This window comes from Devosia insulae DS-56, assembly GCF_000970465.2.
Lineage (GTDB): Bacteria > Pseudomonadota > Alphaproteobacteria > Rhizobiales > Devosiaceae > Devosia_A > Devosia_A insulae.
The window spans coordinates 1-17,103 of the sequence record NZ_LAJE02000189.1; the positions used below are offsets into that span (position 1 = coordinate 1).

Annotated in this window: 17 protein-coding genes; 7 read left to right on the forward strand and 10 right to left on the reverse strand. The window is 63.8% G+C overall.

The features are described from left to right. Positions 1–138 precede the first annotated feature (138 nt). Both VW23_RS28590 and VW23_RS13295 read left to right on the forward strand, forming a co-directional pair. The gene (locus VW23_RS28590) at positions 139–351 is read left to right on the forward strand and encodes a hypothetical protein (RefSeq protein WP_141728327.1); all 213 of its coding nucleotides are present in this window, start codon (positions 139–141) and stop codon (positions 349–351) included. A gap of 266 nt (positions 352–617) precedes the next feature. Then, positions 618–1,358, forward strand: a complete 741-nt coding sequence (locus VW23_RS13295; protein ID WP_084646084.1) for a response regulator transcription factor — start codon at positions 618–620, stop codon at positions 1,356–1,358. A 3-nt stretch (positions 1,359–1,361) separates the two neighbouring features. On the opposite strand, the gene VW23_RS13300 is transcribed toward VW23_RS13295, so the two are convergent. From VW23_RS13300 to VW23_RS13310, 3 genes are all read right to left on the reverse strand, one after another. Further along, entirely contained in the window at positions 1,362–3,818 is a 2,457-nt protein-coding gene (locus VW23_RS13300) for a PAS domain-containing protein (protein ID WP_176730389.1), read from the reverse strand. A gap of 127 nt (positions 3,819–3,945) precedes the next feature. Next, positions 3,946–5,043, reverse strand: a complete 1,098-nt coding sequence (locus VW23_RS13305) for an MBL fold metallo-hydrolase (RefSeq protein WP_244513569.1) — start codon at positions 5,041–5,043, stop codon at positions 3,946–3,948. Between the two features lie 144 nt (positions 5,044–5,187). Beyond that, the gene (locus tag VW23_RS13310; protein ID WP_069910048.1) at positions 5,188–5,655 is read right to left on the reverse strand and encodes a DUF4126 family protein; all 468 of its coding nucleotides are present in this window, start codon (positions 5,653–5,655) and stop codon (positions 5,188–5,190) included. A gap of 446 nt (positions 5,656–6,101) precedes the next feature. Between VW23_RS13310 and VW23_RS28985 the strand changes: the two genes are divergently transcribed. Next, positions 6,102–6,506 carry a helix-turn-helix domain-containing protein gene (locus VW23_RS28985; RefSeq protein WP_069910049.1) on the forward strand — a complete coding sequence of 135 codons (405 nt, stop codon included), beginning with the start codon at positions 6,102–6,104 and terminating at the stop codon, positions 6,504–6,506. Position 6,507: 1 nt separating this feature from the next. Then, positions 6,508–7,323 (forward strand): universal stress protein, encoded by an 816-nt coding sequence (locus VW23_RS13320; protein WP_069910050.1) that lies wholly within the window; start codon positions 6,508–6,510, stop codon positions 7,321–7,323. Between the two features lie 85 nt (positions 7,324–7,408). On the opposite strand, the gene VW23_RS13325 is transcribed toward VW23_RS13320, so the two are convergent. Together VW23_RS13325 and VW23_RS28990 are read right to left on the reverse strand one after the other, a co-directional pair. Continuing rightward, positions 7,409–7,675: a hypothetical protein gene (locus VW23_RS13325; RefSeq protein ID WP_069910051.1), complete on the reverse strand. Its 267-nt coding sequence runs from the start codon at positions 7,673–7,675 to the stop codon at positions 7,409–7,411. 241 nt (positions 7,676–7,916) lie between these two features. Then, a complete protein-coding gene (locus tag VW23_RS28990) occupies positions 7,917–8,210 on the reverse strand; it encodes a hypothetical protein (protein WP_176730390.1) in 294 nt (97 codons plus the stop codon). Positions 8,211–8,213: 3 nt separating this feature from the next. On the opposite strand from VW23_RS28990, the gene VW23_RS13330 reads away from it, so the two are divergent. Genes VW23_RS13330 through VW23_RS13340 form a run of 3 tightly spaced genes read left to right on the forward strand, consistent with a single transcriptional unit; the run spans position 8,214 to position 12,499 of the window. Next, positions 8,214–11,408 carry a PAS domain-containing sensor histidine kinase gene (locus VW23_RS13330; RefSeq protein ID WP_176730391.1) on the forward strand — a complete coding sequence of 1,065 codons (3,195 nt, stop codon included), beginning with the start codon at positions 8,214–8,216 and terminating at the stop codon, positions 11,406–11,408. Continuing rightward, entirely contained in the window at positions 11,405–11,776 is a 372-nt protein-coding gene (locus tag VW23_RS13335; RefSeq protein WP_069910053.1) for a response regulator, read from the forward strand. Before VW23_RS13330 ends, VW23_RS13335 begins: the two co-directional genes overlap by 4 nt. 39 nt (positions 11,777–11,815) lie before the next feature. Continuing rightward, the gene (locus VW23_RS13340; RefSeq protein WP_069910054.1) at positions 11,816–12,499 is read left to right on the forward strand and encodes a response regulator transcription factor; all 684 of its coding nucleotides are present in this window, start codon (positions 11,816–11,818) and stop codon (positions 12,497–12,499) included. A gap of 213 nt (positions 12,500–12,712) precedes the next feature. Here VW23_RS13340 and VW23_RS13345 read toward each other — a convergent pair whose 3' ends face one another. The 5 genes from VW23_RS13345 to VW23_RS13365 all read right to left on the reverse strand — a co-directional run bounded on the left by VW23_RS13345 (position 12,713) and on the right by VW23_RS13365 (position 17,072). Next, positions 12,713–13,804, reverse strand: a complete 1,092-nt coding sequence (locus VW23_RS13345) for a redoxin domain-containing protein (RefSeq protein WP_069910055.1) — start codon at positions 13,802–13,804, stop codon at positions 12,713–12,715. A 79-nt stretch (positions 13,805–13,883) separates the two neighbouring features. After that, positions 13,884–15,125 (reverse strand): epoxide hydrolase family protein, encoded by a 1,242-nt coding sequence (locus VW23_RS13350; protein ID WP_244513571.1) that lies wholly within the window; start codon positions 15,123–15,125, stop codon positions 13,884–13,886. 123 nt (positions 15,126–15,248) lie between these two features. Next, the gene (locus tag VW23_RS13355) at positions 15,249–15,536 is read right to left on the reverse strand and encodes a UBP-type zinc finger domain-containing protein (RefSeq protein WP_069910057.1); all 288 of its coding nucleotides are present in this window, start codon (positions 15,534–15,536) and stop codon (positions 15,249–15,251) included. A 5-nt stretch (positions 15,537–15,541) separates the two neighbouring features. Beyond that, positions 15,542–16,312, reverse strand: a complete 771-nt coding sequence (locus tag VW23_RS13360; protein ID WP_069910058.1) for an alpha/beta fold hydrolase — start codon at positions 16,310–16,312, stop codon at positions 15,542–15,544. A gap of 34 nt (positions 16,313–16,346) precedes the next feature. After that, positions 16,347–17,072 (reverse strand): sensor histidine kinase, encoded by a 726-nt coding sequence (locus VW23_RS13365; RefSeq protein ID WP_069910059.1) that lies wholly within the window; start codon positions 17,070–17,072, stop codon positions 16,347–16,349. Positions 17,073–17,103: the final 31 nt, after the last annotated feature.

Below are 17,103 nucleotides of genomic sequence, written 5' to 3' on the forward strand. Positions count from 1 at the left end.
CAGGGGGGTGGGGGGGTGGGCGGGGGGGGGTGGGTGGTCCGAGGGGTGGAGGTGGGCCGATGGGCGGCGGTTGCCGGAGGGGGGTGGGGTACGTGATGGGCGGTGGCTACGCGATGGGTGGTGGCTAGCGGGTGGTTGGTGGCTACCCGATGGGTGGTGGCGGCGCAATGGGTGGTGGTGACCACTGGGGTGGCGGCGACCATGGCGGTGGCGGTGACCATGGAGGTGGCGGTGACCACGGCGGTGGCGGTGGTGACCACGGCGGTGGCGGTGGTGACCACGGTGGTGGCGGTGGTGACCACGGTGGTGGCGGCGGGCGCCGTTAACGCCGTGACGAACCCCACCAACTAGTGGCGCTTGAAGTTGCACCCGTCACCCGTGAGTCGGGCGACGGGTGTCGATTCAAAGAACGACGGCTCTCCGGGGGCGTGAGGCGATCGGTCCGCTGATCGAGGCAAGTCGCGAGCGGGTTCGCCGGTTTGCCAACTCTCGAAGTTGCAGAGGTTGAGGTCGTCTGTCTCGGCGATCGATACCAAAAGGCTATGGAGGAGGGAAAGTCCGCCGCTTATCTCGAATGGCATCTGCGAATTCGGGCGACGAGCAACAGGTGCCCCTCAATGAGAGATCCATTCACCACTATATTGGATGAGCCGCACGCCGGCAGCAGACCGCGGGCTTTTCACCGGCGTTTGTACCATGGGGATGGTGCGAGGCCGTCCGTCGCCGAAGACCCGATCGTCTTCATTGTCGATGCCGAGAGACGCAGTCGCGAAGCACTTCAGCAGCTGCTGGAGTCGGTGAGCATCAAGTCGCTGGCCTTCGGGTCTGTGGACGACCTTCTGGTTCGAGGTCTGCCTGACAAGCCCAGCTGTCTGGTGCTCGACGTGAGACTGCCAGGCATCGGCGGGCTCACGTTTCAGGAGCAACTCATCCGGTCGGCCATAGAGATCCCGATCGTCTTTCTCACCGGTCATGCCGACATTCAGATGACGGTTCGGGCCATGAAGGCCGGCGCCGTCGATTTCCTCACCAAACCAGTCCGAGATCAGGACGTCCTGGATGCCGTGACCGTCGCACTGCAGCGTGACCTGCGCCGGCGTAGCAGGCTTCACGCTCTGGCAGAGCTGAGGGAGAGACTGTCGCAGCTTTCGGAGAGGGAGCGAGAGGTCATGCCGATGATTGCGGCAGGTCGCATGAACAAGCAGGTCGCCGCCGCACTGCACATCAGCGAATCCACGGTGAAGATTTACCGTGGCGGCGTGATGCGGAAAATGCGGGCAAGAACGGTTCCCGATCTGGTCCGCATGGCTGACACCCTTGCCATCACGATCGATCGGCCGATCGATCGGGACTGGTAACGCTCACGCCTGGTGCTGACCGCCTGCCGGGCCTTTCGTGGCGGCAATGCAGGGGATGGAAAAGGTAAAGGTCACGCCCGGACCATCCTCATTGGTCGCGGCCCGAAGCTTTCCACCATGACGGTCAATAATGGAACGGCTCACCGACAGGCCGATGCCCATCCCGTTCGGCTTGGTCGTGTAGAACGCGTCGAAGATCCTGGCGATATCCTCGGCAGGGATGCCGGGACCGTTGTCCCGCACCGTCAGGGTCACGTTGCCGGCTTCCGCCTCGGTGGCCTCGACGATGATCTGACGAGAATCCCGCTCAACGCTGCCAACGGCATCTGCTGCGTTGAGCACCAGATTGAGCACGACCTGCTGCAGCTGGATGCGGTCGCCTTCGATCCTGGGCAGTGCGGCATCCAGTTTCGACTTGAGGATGATGCGTCGCCGCTGCATTTCGTGCGCACAGGTCGCGAGGACTTCCTGGGCGGCTTCGTTGAGATCGAAGGGTTCAGGATTGAGGTCCTGCTTGCGATAAAGGTTCCTCAGGCGTTTGACCACCTCAGCCGCCCGGTTGCCGTCGCGGATGCTGAGCTGCGCCGTCCGTATCGCGCCCTCGATGTTCGGTGGATCGGCCGCCAGCATGCGCAGGCAGGTGCTCGCATTGGTGATGATCCCCGAGAGCGGCTGATTGACCTCGTGGGTGATCGAGGCGGCCAGTTCGCCCAGACTCATGACCCGCGTTACATGCGCGAGTTCGCTTCGAAGCTGGTCAGCGGCATCGTCGGCGAGCCGCTGTCGGGTGACGTCCTGTGCCACCCCGACGCTTTCGAGGCGGCCGTCCTCGTGGGTGATCACCCGGAACGCGGTGCTGATGTACTTGATGCGACCGTCCGGAAACAGCAGCCGTTCGACGTTCGGCGGGCTGTTTTCTCCCCGGAAGGCGCGTTGCGCCTTCTCCTGCACCCACGCCTCGTCATCGGGATGCACCTTGGCCATCAGGTTGGGATAGACCGGCTCCATTCCATCCGGGACTTCGTAGATGCGATGCATCTGGGTCGACCAGAACAGCTTGTTGGTCTTCATGTCCCAGTAGAAAGATCCCGTTTCGCTGATCCGCTCAGCTTCCTCGAGCAGGAACTTCCGCCGCCGCAGCTGATCCTCCGCCCAGAAGCGCTCAATGGCGATACTGGCGATCTGTGTGGTGCGGTCGATGATGTCCTGGTGCGCCGGTAGCAGCTTCTGTGACGTGCCGCGGCAGATGCTCAGGCTGCCCAGGATCGTGCCGTCCTTGGAGGTGACCGGAGCGCTCCACATCAACTTGAGACCTTGCGCGAGGAAGTGAGCCCTCGCCGGCGTATCCGTCCACAGAACGGGGCTGCCGAAATTGTCCTCGATCACCTGCATCCTGCGGCTGATGGCCATGTCGCACGGCGATGCCTTCTCGGCGACGCGGCTGCCGATGATCGCCGCGACGTAGTTCTCGGGAAACGATGGTGCCTCGACATGTTCGAAGACCGTGCGGCTCGCATCGAGTGTCCGGATCTCGCACAGCGAACCGGGCAAGGCGGCTTCAACCACGCTGCAGAGCTTTGCCAGCACCTCATGCAGCGGTCGCCCCCACGCAATCAGTTCGAGCAGTTGCCGCTCGCCCGCAAGAAGCAGCGTCGCTCGCTTCTGCTCGTCTATATCGACCTTTACGCCAAACCATTTGACCACATTGCCGTGCTCGTCGCGCAGCGGGTGGGTACGGAAGTTGAACCAGCGGTAGGTTCCGTCGTGGCGCCGCACCCGCGCCTCGATATCGCCTCCCGTGCCAGCCGCGTCGAAGCGCTTCCAGGCAGACAAGACGGTCTGTTGATCATCCGGATGGACCACGCTTGTCCACTGCCAGTCGACGAGCTTCTCGATCGGTAGACCGACATAGTCGAGGTAATGCCGATTGAAGAAGTCGGCGGTGCCGTCGCTCCGTGCCGACCAGGCCAGCGCTGGGATGGTGTCGATGGTCAGTTGCAGGTTCTGCTCGCTGGCCTTCAGCGCATCCTTGGCGAGCTTGCGGTCGTGCACGTCAACCAGCAGCACATGCCAGGCGACAATGCTGCCGTCTGCAGCGCGCCGTGGACGGCCGTGATTGTCGAACCAGCGGTACTCGCCATCGTGCCGGCGCAACCGCTGCTCGATGGTGTATGGGGTGCCTGAGGCGATCGACTGCCCGAAGAGTCTCGCCACATTGGGCATGTCGTCCGGATGGACGATGCCGTTTGTTCCCCACTCCCTCAGCTGGTCCAGTCTGTGGCCGCAATAGTCCTCGATCTCCCGGTTGACCTGCTCGACGCGTCCGTCCGGCGCGAGGACCGCGACCAGTCCAGGGATCGCTTCGATGAACGAGCCTACACTTTGGGCCCAATCCACCTCGGTTTGCTGGTCATTGGCAGGTAAAGATGGTTGCCCGTCATACGAAGATGCATAGTTCATGCAATGCCCCGCCGGTCCATTGAGACCCGCTCCCATACCACCAAAAGGGCGGCATGGGAGCGGTCCATCACGTGACCGATACCATGGTATCGGCATCGGCCGGGCTGTTCGCAGCTCCTGTCCAGCTTCAGTCGATGCGCAGGCTCTGCTCCATCGCGTAGCATTGGTCCCAGATGTAGACGTCGAACGCGGCAAGCCTCGGCTGCCATTTCGGGGTCACGGCATTCACGCACTGCACGACGACCCGGTCGATATAGTTGTCGAACACCGCCCAGGGGTTGGCGAAGTCCGCCGGGTCCATCTCCTTTTCGGGGGCGGTGGTTTGGAGGGACGTCAGGGCTGCCGCCTTGACGTCGTTCATGAACTCGAGCTGGTCGCGTACGTCCTGGTGCGTCCCGACCCGGTTGACGTGGCCACCGACGAAGGTTTCGAACGGAACCTTGTCGATGTCGGCAACCTGCTGGAAGTAACCGGGGACGTCCTGGGCCAGGGCGAAGCGGCGCCACGGCATCCAGCCCGGGAACACCACGTCGACCACCATCAGCGTTTTCTGCTCCGGGGCGTAGATGAAGATGTTGCCGGGCTCATGCGCCACCCCGTGATAGCTGAGCTCGAGCACCTGGCTGCCGACCTTCAGGCTGTAGGTGTCACCGAAGGTTACCGTCGGCACAGGCCGCTTGGGGTCGGCGGCTCGCGCCAGCAGGCGCTTGGTCTCGTCGTGCGCGATAGTGATCGGGCTTCCGCCCAGATCCAGGACGCCGCCGATGTGGTCGATGTGGGAGTGGCTGTAGATCACGTGCGTGACGGGCTGATCAGTGACCTCGGCAATGGCCTTGAGCAGCTGCGCTGAGTACCTTGGTGGCGCGTCCACCATTACGACGCCGGTCTCGTAAACGAGGAACATCGACTGATAGGCGTTGTCGGTGACCAGATAGAGACCACGGCCCAGTTCCTGCAGCCGATAGCCCTTCGCGGCATCCACCGCCGGCGCCGCGGCCTCATCCGGCACCGGAAGGTAGCGATCGACACGTTCGCCGATCGCCGCCAGTTCGGGTTGGTTCGCATAGGGCGCCCCTGCATGTCCTGGCAGCGCGGCGGGGGCGGCACGAGCGGGCCCGGTGAGGCCCAGCCCGAAAGCGAGTGCGGCAATCGCCACGAAGCTTCCGGCTATTGCGATCATATTGGGCAGCCTGGTGCGGCTTGCAGCTGCTGATCTGTTCGGCATGGCAATCTCCTGGTTTGACGGCGCGACACGGGCGCACGCCTTGCCTTGCCAGACCTATGAGCCCCGCTTCCTAGGGGGGAGTGGACCTTCGTGTCGGCGATACCAATGGCTCCACCAAGCCGCAGGCCGGCGTTCCGTGCTCCGTCAGGCCAGCCACGCGGCCGCGAGGGCGAGGCTGATGGCAACAACGTCCTCGAGCAGCGCGACCGGCAGATCCCAACCGCCGATGCGGCCAACCAGCCACCGCCGCGCCGCAAAACCGCCATGCGTTCCCATCACCGCCGCGGCCGCGCCGAGCACAAAGCCGACGAACCACAGTCCTGCGCCGGCGATCGCCAGTGCGCTGCCGGCGATCGCACCGACCACAACGCGGATTGCAAACTGCAGGGGCGCCTTGCGGCTGGGGGTTGTGGGGAGCTTGTCGATGAAAGTTTCGCCCAATGCGACAAGCGTAATTACCCAAGGCACAAGGCCGGTCGAAAGCAGCGCCAGCCAACTGCTGCCGAAGTCGATCCAGCCCCATGCGCCGGCCCACGCAAGGGCGGCGACTGGGGTCGCCGTTCGCAGCCCGCTCGCCAAACCGATCATCAGCGCGGCAACGACGTAAGTCATCGAAGACTCCAGGGATAAGTGAAGCAGGTAAGACGCCCCCCGGGGGGACCACCAACGCGTTGGGCCGCGCGTTGGTGGTCGGCGGAAACCAGCGGGAGGGAGCACTGGTTCCGCGGGGTGCCGTCCGGGGCGAGGGCGGCACCAGGTCTTGCCGCCTGTCTGTGCACGGCCCGCTGTAAGTGCCTCGAAAACTCCAGTCAGTCGATAATACGATGGTGTGTATTCGGAGGGATTTTTCCACACTTACTGCCATCCACCTAACCAATCTAAAGTATGTCCGATACCTTCGTGCAGTAGCTCGCCGACCTGCTGTTCGCCTCTTCTCTCTACGCGCCGCCCGATGGACGGGCGGACAGCAGATGGAGGCAGAAGTGATGCAGTCAGCAACAGTCAGCCCTGGACGGTCAGGGCAGCGCCCGCCAATCGAGGCGCTCAGTGGACCACAAATGGACCGCTTCCTCATGGCGGCTGTTGCCAGGGCGCTGGACGTTCAGCCAGCGCGCGAAAGCGGCGGCCTCTGCGATTGGCAGCTGAAGCGCGTGCGGCGTCACATCGAGCAGAACATTGGCGGCCCCATTCTCGTCAACGAACTGGCCACCGTCGCCAAACTCAGCCAGAGCCATTTCAGCAGGTCCTTCGGGATTTCCACCGGACTCTCGCCTCACGCATTCATTGTCCGTGCACGCATCGATCGTGCCCGTACCCTGATGCGCGAAACCTCTTCGAGCCTCGCCGAGGTCGCCTTCCAGTGCGGTCTGGCGGATCAGTCCCACCTCAGTCGGGTGTTCCGGCGCGTTGTCGGAAAGTCTCCGAGCACCTGGCGTCGGGACGCCATTCAGTCGAGGTCATAGGATGGAAATCCGCTCGATCCTGGTGAATGTGGACCTGGAGCAGGTCGACACGCCGGCACTACGCTTTGCCGTTGATCTGGCTCGTACCCTCGATGCCCGGATCATCGGCATTGGCGCTGACGAGCCACACCTGGTGGTTGGCGAGTTCGATCAGGGCTTTGCAACGCAGCAGGTGTACGAGGCCGAACTGTCGCAGATCACAGCACAGCTGTCTGAGGCCGGCGAGCGGTTCCAATCACTGGTGCCGGCCGGCATCGACGCGCGATGGCGGCCAGCGGTAGTCGGCACCACCAGCTGCCTGATCGAAGCTTCAACTGAGGCTGACATGATCGTCACCGATCCGGGGCCGATGTCGAGCTGGGCGCGGACAGGCAAGGTGGATATCGGCGAGCTCGTGCTGCGCTCCGGTCGGCCGGTCACCGTCGTCGGCGACCGAGCCAAAGGCCCCGAGATCAAGACCGTCGTGGTCGGATGGAAGAATACCCGCGAAGCGCGCCGGGCACTGGCGGACGCCATGCCCTTGCTGCAGCGAGCGCAAGCCGTATCGATTGTTACCGTTGGGGAAGGCGATCGTCGGTCGGAACAGCGCAGCCTCGATGAAGCAACGGACTGGTTGAAGCGCCACGGAGTGGCGGCACGCAGCGAACTGCTGGCGCCTGACCGAACCGTGCCGCTCACAGAGTTGGCGGCTGCGCGAGACGCCGACCTGCTCGTCACGGGCTGCTACGGTCACAGCAGGGGATTGGAGCTGCTGTTCGGTGGCGTAACACGCCGACTGCTCGAGGCTGATCAGTTGACCCGTCTCCTGTCGCACTAATGGGGAGTTGGCGGGGCGACAACCGTTCGCAAGGCAAGTCACCACTGGGCGCCTATGGTGGTGGCCCAGTGGTGATGGGGTTGGGTCAGAAAACCCGCTGCTCGGAGTCGGGGTCGTAATACTCGGTCACGAACTTGCCGTTCTGCAGGTGCTGGACCTTGTAGCAGCCGTTCCAGACCGTGACGGTGGCGCCGAATTTGCCTTCGAGGTGACGGCTCTGAGCAAAGTCTTCCGTATCCCCGGCTTCGTCGTCGCCGGTATAGTCACACTGCGGGGCGGCGGTCGCCGTTCCCGTCAGGGCTGCAGACGACAGCAGTACTGCAGAAAGAGCGACAATAATTGACTGTTTCATGGTGATCTCCATTTCGAGAGGATGCGCTGGTACATTGCACGTCGGAAATGTTGTTCACTAAAGGGCAATTTAGTATTGCACGATGGTGTCGTCGATACCTCAGTATGACGCTCGATCGCCGACCTCCCGTCAGCGGCAGTACCCTCCGATATCACCAATGATTCCGCCGAACCGATACCTAGGTGTCATGGACTGCAAGCGCGGCTGCGGCGACTGTAGCCGGGTGGTGTGCCTTTCGGGCCTAGAGCCGGAATGTGATGCCGCCAGAGAGCGGCGTTCCGGGCAGGTCCGCAGGGCAGACGCGCAACGGGCAGCGTGAGATCGCAAGCGGTTCGGACCGCAGTCGCTCCACCATCTGCACCATTGGTGGGGTTGGCATGATGACATCGGATTTACCGTTGATCGGCTTTACCGGCCCCGCTGCAATCGTGCCGGTCGGCAAGGCAGGTTGGCGCCGCATTTGGTTCGCTTTGGCCGTTCCTGCATGACAACGTTTACAACCGATGCCATCGCCGAGGTGCAGCAGCTCAGACAAGCAATGAGTGGCCTCGCGGCATTGGCGGCGTTGCCCGCGATATGGGTGGGGCGTGATGCGGATTACGTGCTGGAAACCCTGCTGGACGCCCTGCTGAGTGCGCTGAAGGCCGATTTTGTCTGCGTCACCCTCGAAGGGCCCAAGCCAAAATCGCGCATACGGGGCCGAAGCGGTGTTACGCCGGCGCATGATCAACTGCTCCGCGCACTCGCTGGTACATTTGGCGATGACAAATCAGCCTGGCCCCCCGCCGGCGAGATCTCCGTTGGCGCTGATGCAATCTCGATCCTTTCGGCGCCGATGGGCCTGCAAGGCGAGGTCGGTGTTGTGGTCGCCGGAACGCGGCGCCGTGACTTCGACGACGAAACTGGCGGACTGCTGCTGGGGGCCGCGGCGAACCAGGCGGCGCTGGCGCTGCAGGCTGTGCGTCGACTGGACGAGCAGAAGCAGATCGCCAGCGACCTCGACGAGCGTGTTGCGCAACGTACCGCGGAGCTGGCCCGCGCTAACGAAGCGCTGCGCTTTGCAGCCCGAGAGTCGCGCGAGATTGTTGACAACATTCCGACGCTGGTCGGCCTGCTGAGCCCCACTGGCCAGGTCGAACTCGTCAATCGCCAGATCCACGAGTACACGGGCCGGTCGACTGAGGAGCTCGAGAAGTGGGGGATGAGCGATCTGGTGCACCAGGACGACCTGGCTGATGCGCTCGACAGCTTTGTGGCGGGTTTTGCAGCGGGCGAGCCGTTCGAGATCGTCTACCGCATGCGCCGGCACGACGGAATCTATCGCTGGTTCGAAGGTCTCCACCACCCGCTGAAGGATGCCGAGGGGCGCGTCGTTCGGTGGTGCGTGTCGTGCAACGACATCGAGGATCGCAAGCAGGTCGAGGACGCTCTGCGCGAGAGGGAACGTACCTGGCGTTCGGTGATCAACGGCATTCCGGGATTGACCGCGACCCTGTCGCCGCGCGGCATGGTCGAGGCGGTGAACCGCCAGATCGTCGAATACACCGGTTGCGAGCTGGAGGCGCTTCGGGGGTGGGGCAGTAACGGCATCGTCCATCCCGAGGACATGCCGCATGTCGCCGAGATATTCGGCAAGTCGATTGCCGCGGGAGCGTCATACGAGATCGAACAGCGTCTGCGCCGCTTCGACGGCGAGTACCGCTGGTTCAGCAATCGCGGCACGCCCGCTTTCGATGCTTCGGGGCAGGTCGTTCGCTGGTATGTGCTGCTGGTCGACATCCACGAAGCGCGGCTGGTGGCTGACGCCCTGCGGAGCAGCGAGGACAACGCCCGCTCGATCGTCAGCAGCATAGCGGGCATGATTGCCGTATTCACCGCGGATGGCCAGCTATGCGGCGGCAACCAGCAGTTGCTCGATTTCTTCGAGCAGCCGCTCGAAGAGGTGGGCCGCTGGGCCACCAACGGCATGACGCACCCCGACGATCTGCAATACTGCATCGACAGCTTCATGGGCTCGATCGTCAGCGGCGAACCCTACAATTACGAGACGCGCTTCAAGCGGGCCGACGGCGTTTGGCGCTGGTTCAACATCCGCGGTCAGCCGCTGCGTGACGCCAGCGGGCAGATCGCGCGCTGGTATGGGCTGCTGACCGACATCGATGACCGCAAGCGCGCTGAAGAGGCGCTCGAGGTCAGTGAGCGCAACCTGCAGCTTACCGTCGACACCATACCGGCGCTGGCCTGGTCGGCGAGGATCGACGGCACGGCCGATTTCTTCAATCGCCACTACCTCGAGTATGTCGGTAAGACGCCGGAAGAACTCGGTGGGTGGGCGTGGACGGCTGCTGTCCACCCCGACGATATCGCCCGGCTGGGCGCCACCTGGAACTTGGCGCGCGAAACCGGTGGAAACGCAGAATGCGAGGCACGCCTCCTTGGCGCCGACGGCGCCTACCGCTGGTTCATCTTCCGCGCGAACCCGCTGCTTGATGACGCCGGCAACGTCCTGAAGTGGTACGGTATCAACACCGATATCGAGGACCGGAAGCGGGCCGAGGAAAGCCTCAGGCTCAGTGAAGCGTCGCTCGCGGAAGCTCAGCGCCTCAGTTCGCTCGGGAGCTTTCAGTGGCGGCTCGATACCGACGAGCTGACCTTTTCCGATGAACTCTATCGCATCTTCGAGTTCGACACCGCCGAGCCGGCCACTCTCGAGCAGATCGCCGCCCGGGTCGATCCAGACGACCTTCCATTGCTCACCGAGAAGATGGAACTGGCACGGGTCGGCATCGACGACCACTCCTATGACATTCGGCTGCGTATGCCCGATGGTCGCACCAAGCATCTGCGCTCCGTTTCGCGCTCCGGAACCGAGTCCGATGGCAGGCGAGTATTTCGCGGCACGATCCAGGACGTCACCCAGCGCAAGCTGTCCGAGGAGGCGCTCAATGAGCTGCGCACCGAACTTGCGCACGTCTCGAGGGTCAGCACGCTTGGTGCGATGACGGCCTCGATCGCCCATGAGGTCAATCAGCCGCTCGCCGGCATCATCACCAATGCCAGCACCTGCCTGCGGATGCTGGCAATGGACCCGCCGAACATCGAGGGGGCGCTGGAGACCGCGCGCCGCAGCATCAGGGATGGCAATCGGGCCGCTGAGGTCATCACCAGACTGCGCGCCATGTTCAGGAAGACCACCAACACCAGCGAGACCGTCGATCTGAACGAGGCCGCACGGGACGTCATCGTGCTTGCCGGCAGTGAATTGCGTCGGAAACGGGTGGAGCTGGAGACCAACCTCGCGTCCGATCTGCCACCGGTGATGGGTGATCGCGTACAATTGCAACAGGTTATCCTGAACCTGCTGCTCAACGCCGCTGACGCCGTCACGGACATTCGGGATCGCCCGCGGCGAGCCATGCTCAAAACCAGCGAGGACGAAGACGGAAACGTGAGACTAACCGTGCAGGATAATGGGGGCGGGATCGACCCCAGCAGTTCAACCAAGCTCTTCGACGCCTTTTACACGACCAAGGCCAGTGGGATGGGCATCGGGCTGTCGGTGAGCCGTTCGATTATCGAGCGCCACGGCGGGCGCATCTGGGCAAGTGCGAACGATGGTCCGGGGGCGAGCTTCTCGTTCGCCGTTCCGCGTTCGCCCAAGGGATACAATGGAGGGGACGCGACAGCGTACTCCGCGCATACGCAGTTGCGGCCCCAGGGGGAAGGCCAATGACTAAACGTCTTCTTGTGACGGTTGTAGACGACGACGAGTCGGTGCGTGAATCGCTTCCCGATCTGCTGAAGGTGCTCGGCTACTCGGTTCAGGCCTTCTCGTCTGCCGCTGCCTTCCTCGGGTCCGCCGATATCGAGAACAACGACTGCCTCATTCTGGATGTGGCGATGCCGGAGATGACCGGGCCGGAGCTGAGCGTCGAGTTGAGACGACGGGGCTATCGCATCCCGGTGGTGTTCATCACCGCTCATCGCGATTACTCGGTGCCTCCGCTGGTCCCGGGACAAGATGCCGTGCAGTGCCTGCTGAAGCCGTTCAGCGAAGCGGCGCTTATCGCCGCGCTGGATACCGCAATTCCACGAAATTGAACCTGAAGTCATGTCGCAGAATTATGCTTGGAGGTATTTATGGGTATCGCCACTGTTTCTGGCCAGTTGTGGAAGGTAATTCCAGTGACACCTGCTACGCCGGTCGTATTCATCGTCGATGACGACGTCTCCGTCCGGGAGTCGCTGGAACTCTTGGTTCGGGAAGCGGGTTGGCAGCCCGAAATGTTCTCGGATGCACAGGCATTTCTGGAGCACCGGCCTGACCGGGTGCCCGGTTGCCTGATCCTCGACGTCAACCTGCCCGACCTCAACGGCCTCGAGCTGCAGAAGCACGTTGCCACCGAACGGCCGGAGATGCCGATCATCTTCATCACCGGCTATGGTGATGTGCCGATGACCGTGCAGGCGATGAAGGCAGGCGCTGTCGAGTTCCTGCAGAAGCCGTTTGCCGATGACGTGCTGCTCGATGCCATCCGCAACGCCATCGCGCGCAGCGAAACAGCACTGGAGGCGACCGCAGAGATCGACGACCTTCGTCTCCGCCATTCCTCCCTCAGCCCCCGCGAGCTCGAAGTCATGGCGATGGTCGTCTCCGGTTTGATGAACAAGCAGGTTGGCGGCAATCTCGGCATCAGCGAGATCACCGTGAAGGCGCATCGTGGCCGGGTGATGCAGAAAATGCGCGCCAAGTCCTTTGCCGATCTGGTCAAGATGGCCGCGAAGCTTGGGCTTCCCACCGGCGCCCCGACCCAGCAGCGCTGACCCCCGGGGGGCGCGGCGCAAACGCCGTCTGCGAGGCGCACGAGGTCGGTGTCGAAACGGATCTCGGTGCTGCCGCCGCTCAGTCGTCCGGTCAGGCGAACAGTGATCCCGAGGGCGACCGCAACTGCTTACCGGCGATTGTCGGATGCTGTGCCGGCGGTTATCGCCGGGATGAGCAGGTCATACGCAAGCGCGGCCAGTGCGGCCGCCCGCTCATCCGAAGGTGAACACGTAGACGTCGGCGCCAGGGTCGAGGAACTCGACCTCGAACTGCCGGTCGCTGACCACGCCAGGCTGACGCACCAGCTGGTAGAGCCGCTGCTGAATGACCGTGCCATTGCCTTGCGCATCGATATCGACACCGTGTGCATCCCCGGGCGCCTGGCCATCGAGGGTCACGCGGAACCGAACGGTGGCGCCCTTGTGCGACGGCCCCAGGACGAGATGCAGGTCTCTCGCCTGGAACCGATAGCTCAGCCGCCCGCCCGCAGCGTCCGAGCGGATGCCCGATGCGGCAACGGTCCAGGTACCAGACAGCGCCCATGTGTTGAGGTTGAGGTGGGTTGGCGCGCTGTAGGCGCGTGGCTGGTCGGTGGCGAGCGTTTCGGGCGAGACGAAGCCGGTGCCCTGCGCATAGCCCACATAGGTCTCGCCGGACCGCAGCGTATCCCAGTCGGCCGCCACCTCCACGCCTTCGGCCTGTCCGGAAACCAGGCCGCCGGGAACGCCGAGCTGGCCGGCTTCCGCCAGCAACTGCTGGATGACCCGCTCGGCATCCTCGTAGCCACCTTCACCGAACTGGTGGTGGCGGATGCGCCCCGTCGCGTCGGCGATGTAAACCGCCGGCCAGTAGTGGTTGGAGAAAGCCTCCCACACCGAATAATCCGGGTCGAGCGCAATAGGGTAGTCGACGCGCATGGCCTTGGCTGCCGTGCGGACGTTGTCGACATTCTTCTCGAACTCGAACTCCGGCGTGTGGATGCCGATGACCACGAGGCCATGCTCGCGATACTTTTCTGCCCAGGCGCGAACATAGGGCAGGGTGCGGATCCAGTTGATGCAGGTGTAGGTCCAGAAGTCGGCAAGCACCACCTTTCCCTTGAGCCCATCCGACGTCAGGGGCGGGGAGTTCAGCCAGCCGGTGGCCCCACTCAGGGCCGGCAGGTTCGATCGTCTCATGCTCTGGTCCTCTGCAGATGCCCATGGGCCGACATCGCAGCCGGTCAGCTGCACCGCCGCAAACGCTAATCCGCCGCTGCAGAGCAAGCGACGCGAACGGTCGGTCGGATCGCTGATCTGGGACATCGGGGTATCCTGGCCTGTCATGTTGAAGCTTCGCAGGTCGGCCGGACCGCCGGTCGACCCGCGCAATCTCGGTGGTCCGTCAGCGCAGTGACCTGAATGCCGCCCGCAGTTCTGCGGCGTAGAGTTTCGGCTGCTCCCAGGCGGCGAAGTGCCCGCCCTGGTCGACCTCGTTGAAGTAGATGAGGTTGGGATAGGCCTTCTCGGTCCAGCTTTTTGGAGCCTGGTAAATCTCGCCGGGGAACACCGTCACGGCGACCGGGATCGAGATATCCTGGGTCTTCTGCGCCGGAGAGCTGAAGTTGTTGTTGTTGTTTTCCCAGTACAGCCGCGCCGACGAAATGGCGCTGTTGGTCAGCCAGTAGAGCGTGATGTCGTCGAGCATCTCGTCCTGGGTCAGCGAGCGTTCGGCGACGCCGCCGCTATAGGTCCACTGGATGAACTTGTCGTACATCCATGCCGCCAGCCCGACCGGTGAATCGCTGAGCCCGTAGCCGACGGTCTGCGGCCGCGTCGACATCATGGCGCCATAGGCGGCATTCTTGCCGAAAAAGACGCTGAGCTGATTGAACGCGGCCTTCTCGGCGTCGCTGAGCCTGGCCGGCGCTGGATCGCCTGCGTTTATGGCGGGCACCAGCTCGCCCGGCACCGTCGCCGGCATGTTGAGGTGGATGCCGAGCAGGCCGGGCAGGGCGTGCAGCGCCATCACGTCGGCCACCACCGAACCCCAGTCGCCGCCCTGCGACACGTACTTGCTGTAGCCGAGACGACCCATCAGCTCGTGCCAGGCGAGGCCGATCCTGGTGGGGTTCCAGCCGCCGGCTTTCGGGCGTTCAGAAAAGCCGTAGCCGGGCATCGAGGGCACCACGACGTCGAAGGCGTCGGCGACACTCCCGCCATGCGCCGTCGGATTCACCAGCGGATCGATGGCATTGAGCAGCTCGAACACCGAGCCCGGCCAGCCATGCGTCACCAGCAGCGGCAGCGCTCCCGGGTGCCTGGAGCGCACGTGGATGAAGTGGATCTCGAGCCCGTCGATATCGGTGGTGAATTGCGGAACGGCATTCAGTCGTGCCTCAGCCTTGCGCCAGTCATAGGCGGTGCCCCAGTACTGCACCAGCGCCTGGAGCGTCGCGAGCTGGACGCCCTGCGACTGGTCGTCGACGGTTTCCTTGTCGGGCCAGCGCGTGGCCAGCACCCGCCGGCGCAGCTCGTCCAGCTCGGACTGGGGGAAATTCACGCGGAACGGCCTGATCTCCGGTGCGACCTTGGCCGGCTTGGCCTGTCGATCGGTCTTGTCCGCTGCGAGCGTGGTCGTGGACATCATGCGCTTCCTTCGTCTTTTGCGATGGTGCCTGCAGGGTGCAGGCGCAGGGGCAATGGAGGCAGCCGGCTGGGCGAAACTCCATTGCACGATGGTGTCGCCGACACCTTGGTGGGAGGCGCCTCAGGCCCGGTGCGCCGGCACCGGCCCGGGCTCCAGCAGGACGTCGTCGGCATAGCAGTAGCGCCAGTCCTCGCCGGGCTGGAACGATGCGATGATCGGGTGCGCGGTGATCTCGAAATGGCGCCGCGCATGCCGGTTCCTGGAGCTGTCGCAGCAGCCGACATGCCCGCAGCTGAGGCAGATTCTCAGATGAACCCAGCGATCGCCCATGGCGATGCACTCTGGACAGCCATCGAGCGAACTGGGCTCGACGTCGTGGATCGCTGATGCGTGCGTGCAATCGCCCATCGCAGCTACCTCGCCTTGGCTGCCGCTTCGATCAGCTCCACCACCTCGCCTGGATGGGAGATCATCAGCACGTGCGAGGCGTTGTCGATCTCAACCGCTTTCACCACCTTGGCGCGGTCGGCCATGAAGACCTGTGCAGCTGCCGGGATGTTGAGGTCGCCGGAGCCGTAGATGCTGAATGACGGGATCGTCTTCCACGACGCGACGGTGCTGACGCCACCCAGCGCTGCCTCGGTGATCGGGCGTTGCGTCTGCGCCATCAGCGCCGCGACATCGAGCGGTACGTCCGCTGCGAACTGGTCGGGGAACTTCGCCTGCTTGATGTAGAGGTCCTTGCCGCCATCGGGCAAGTCGACCGGCTGCAACGTGTCCCCCAGGGTACTGCCCGGAAATTTGGCGGAGAGCGTCGCCGCGGACTCGCCCACGTCGGGGATGAAGGCGGCAACGTAGACGAGCGCTTTGACGTTGCTGTTGCCGCTCGCTGCCTCGGTCACTACGAGGCCGGCGTAGGAATGACCGACCAGCACGACGTCGCCTTTGATCGATTTGACCAGGGCAGAGAGCTCCGCCGCGTCGCCGGCGAGACTACGCAAGGGGTTCGCCGCAGCGATCGTCGTGTAGCCGTCCTTGTTGAGCTGGGAGATGACGCCGTTCCAGCCCGACGCATCGGCGAATGCACCATGCACCAGTACGATGGTCGGCTTGTCGGCCTGCGCCAGCGCCGCAGGTGCACCCAGCACCGCTGCAAGTGCCACGGCGCCGATCAGGATCTTCATTTTCTGTTCTCCGTTAAAGGGCACGGCCTCGTGCCTATTCGAGATGGCTGGGCAAGCGCAGCAGCACGGAGGTTCCCTCGCCGAGAATGCTCTCGATGGCGACGGACCCACCGCAACTGTCGGCGAAGTCCCGGACGATCGACAGCCCGAGTCCGGTGCCGCGATCTGCGGGTTTGGTGGTGAAGAAGGGCGTGAGCACCTGCCGGAGCAGGTCGCGGCTCATGCCGTGGCCGGTATCGTCGATCTTCAGGGCGACCTCGTAGCCACCGGTGGCGAGGTTGACGGAGTCCTCGTCGAGGAACAGCGAGATCCGCAGCTCGCCGCCGCCAGGCATAGCATCCCGGGCGTTTGCAACGAGGTTCAGCAGGGCGTTCTCGAGATGTCGCCCGTCACAGCGGACGTGCGGTATGCCGTCGCTGGAGTAGATGTCGACCCGCACGGACGGGCCGACGGTCAGCGAGATCAGGTCCCGCATGGCGCCGAGGATTGTCGCCACGTCGACCAGTTCGCGGCTTCGATCCGGTGACCTGGATACACCAGCGATTTCACGGCTTAATGCCGTCGCGCGCTCGACCGACGCCTGGGCACTCTGGGCCAGCCGATGTACTGCGGCCGGGTTGTTTCGATCTGCTTCGCGCTCGATCAGCTGCACAGCACTGGAAATGATCTGCAGAAGATTGCGCAGGTCGTGGACGAGGCCCATTTCGCGAAGCCCGAAACTCCTCACGTCGGCGTCGTTCAGTTGCACGGTCGGCTTCATTGCTTGCCCCTGTGGTGTTTGCTTGAGCGCG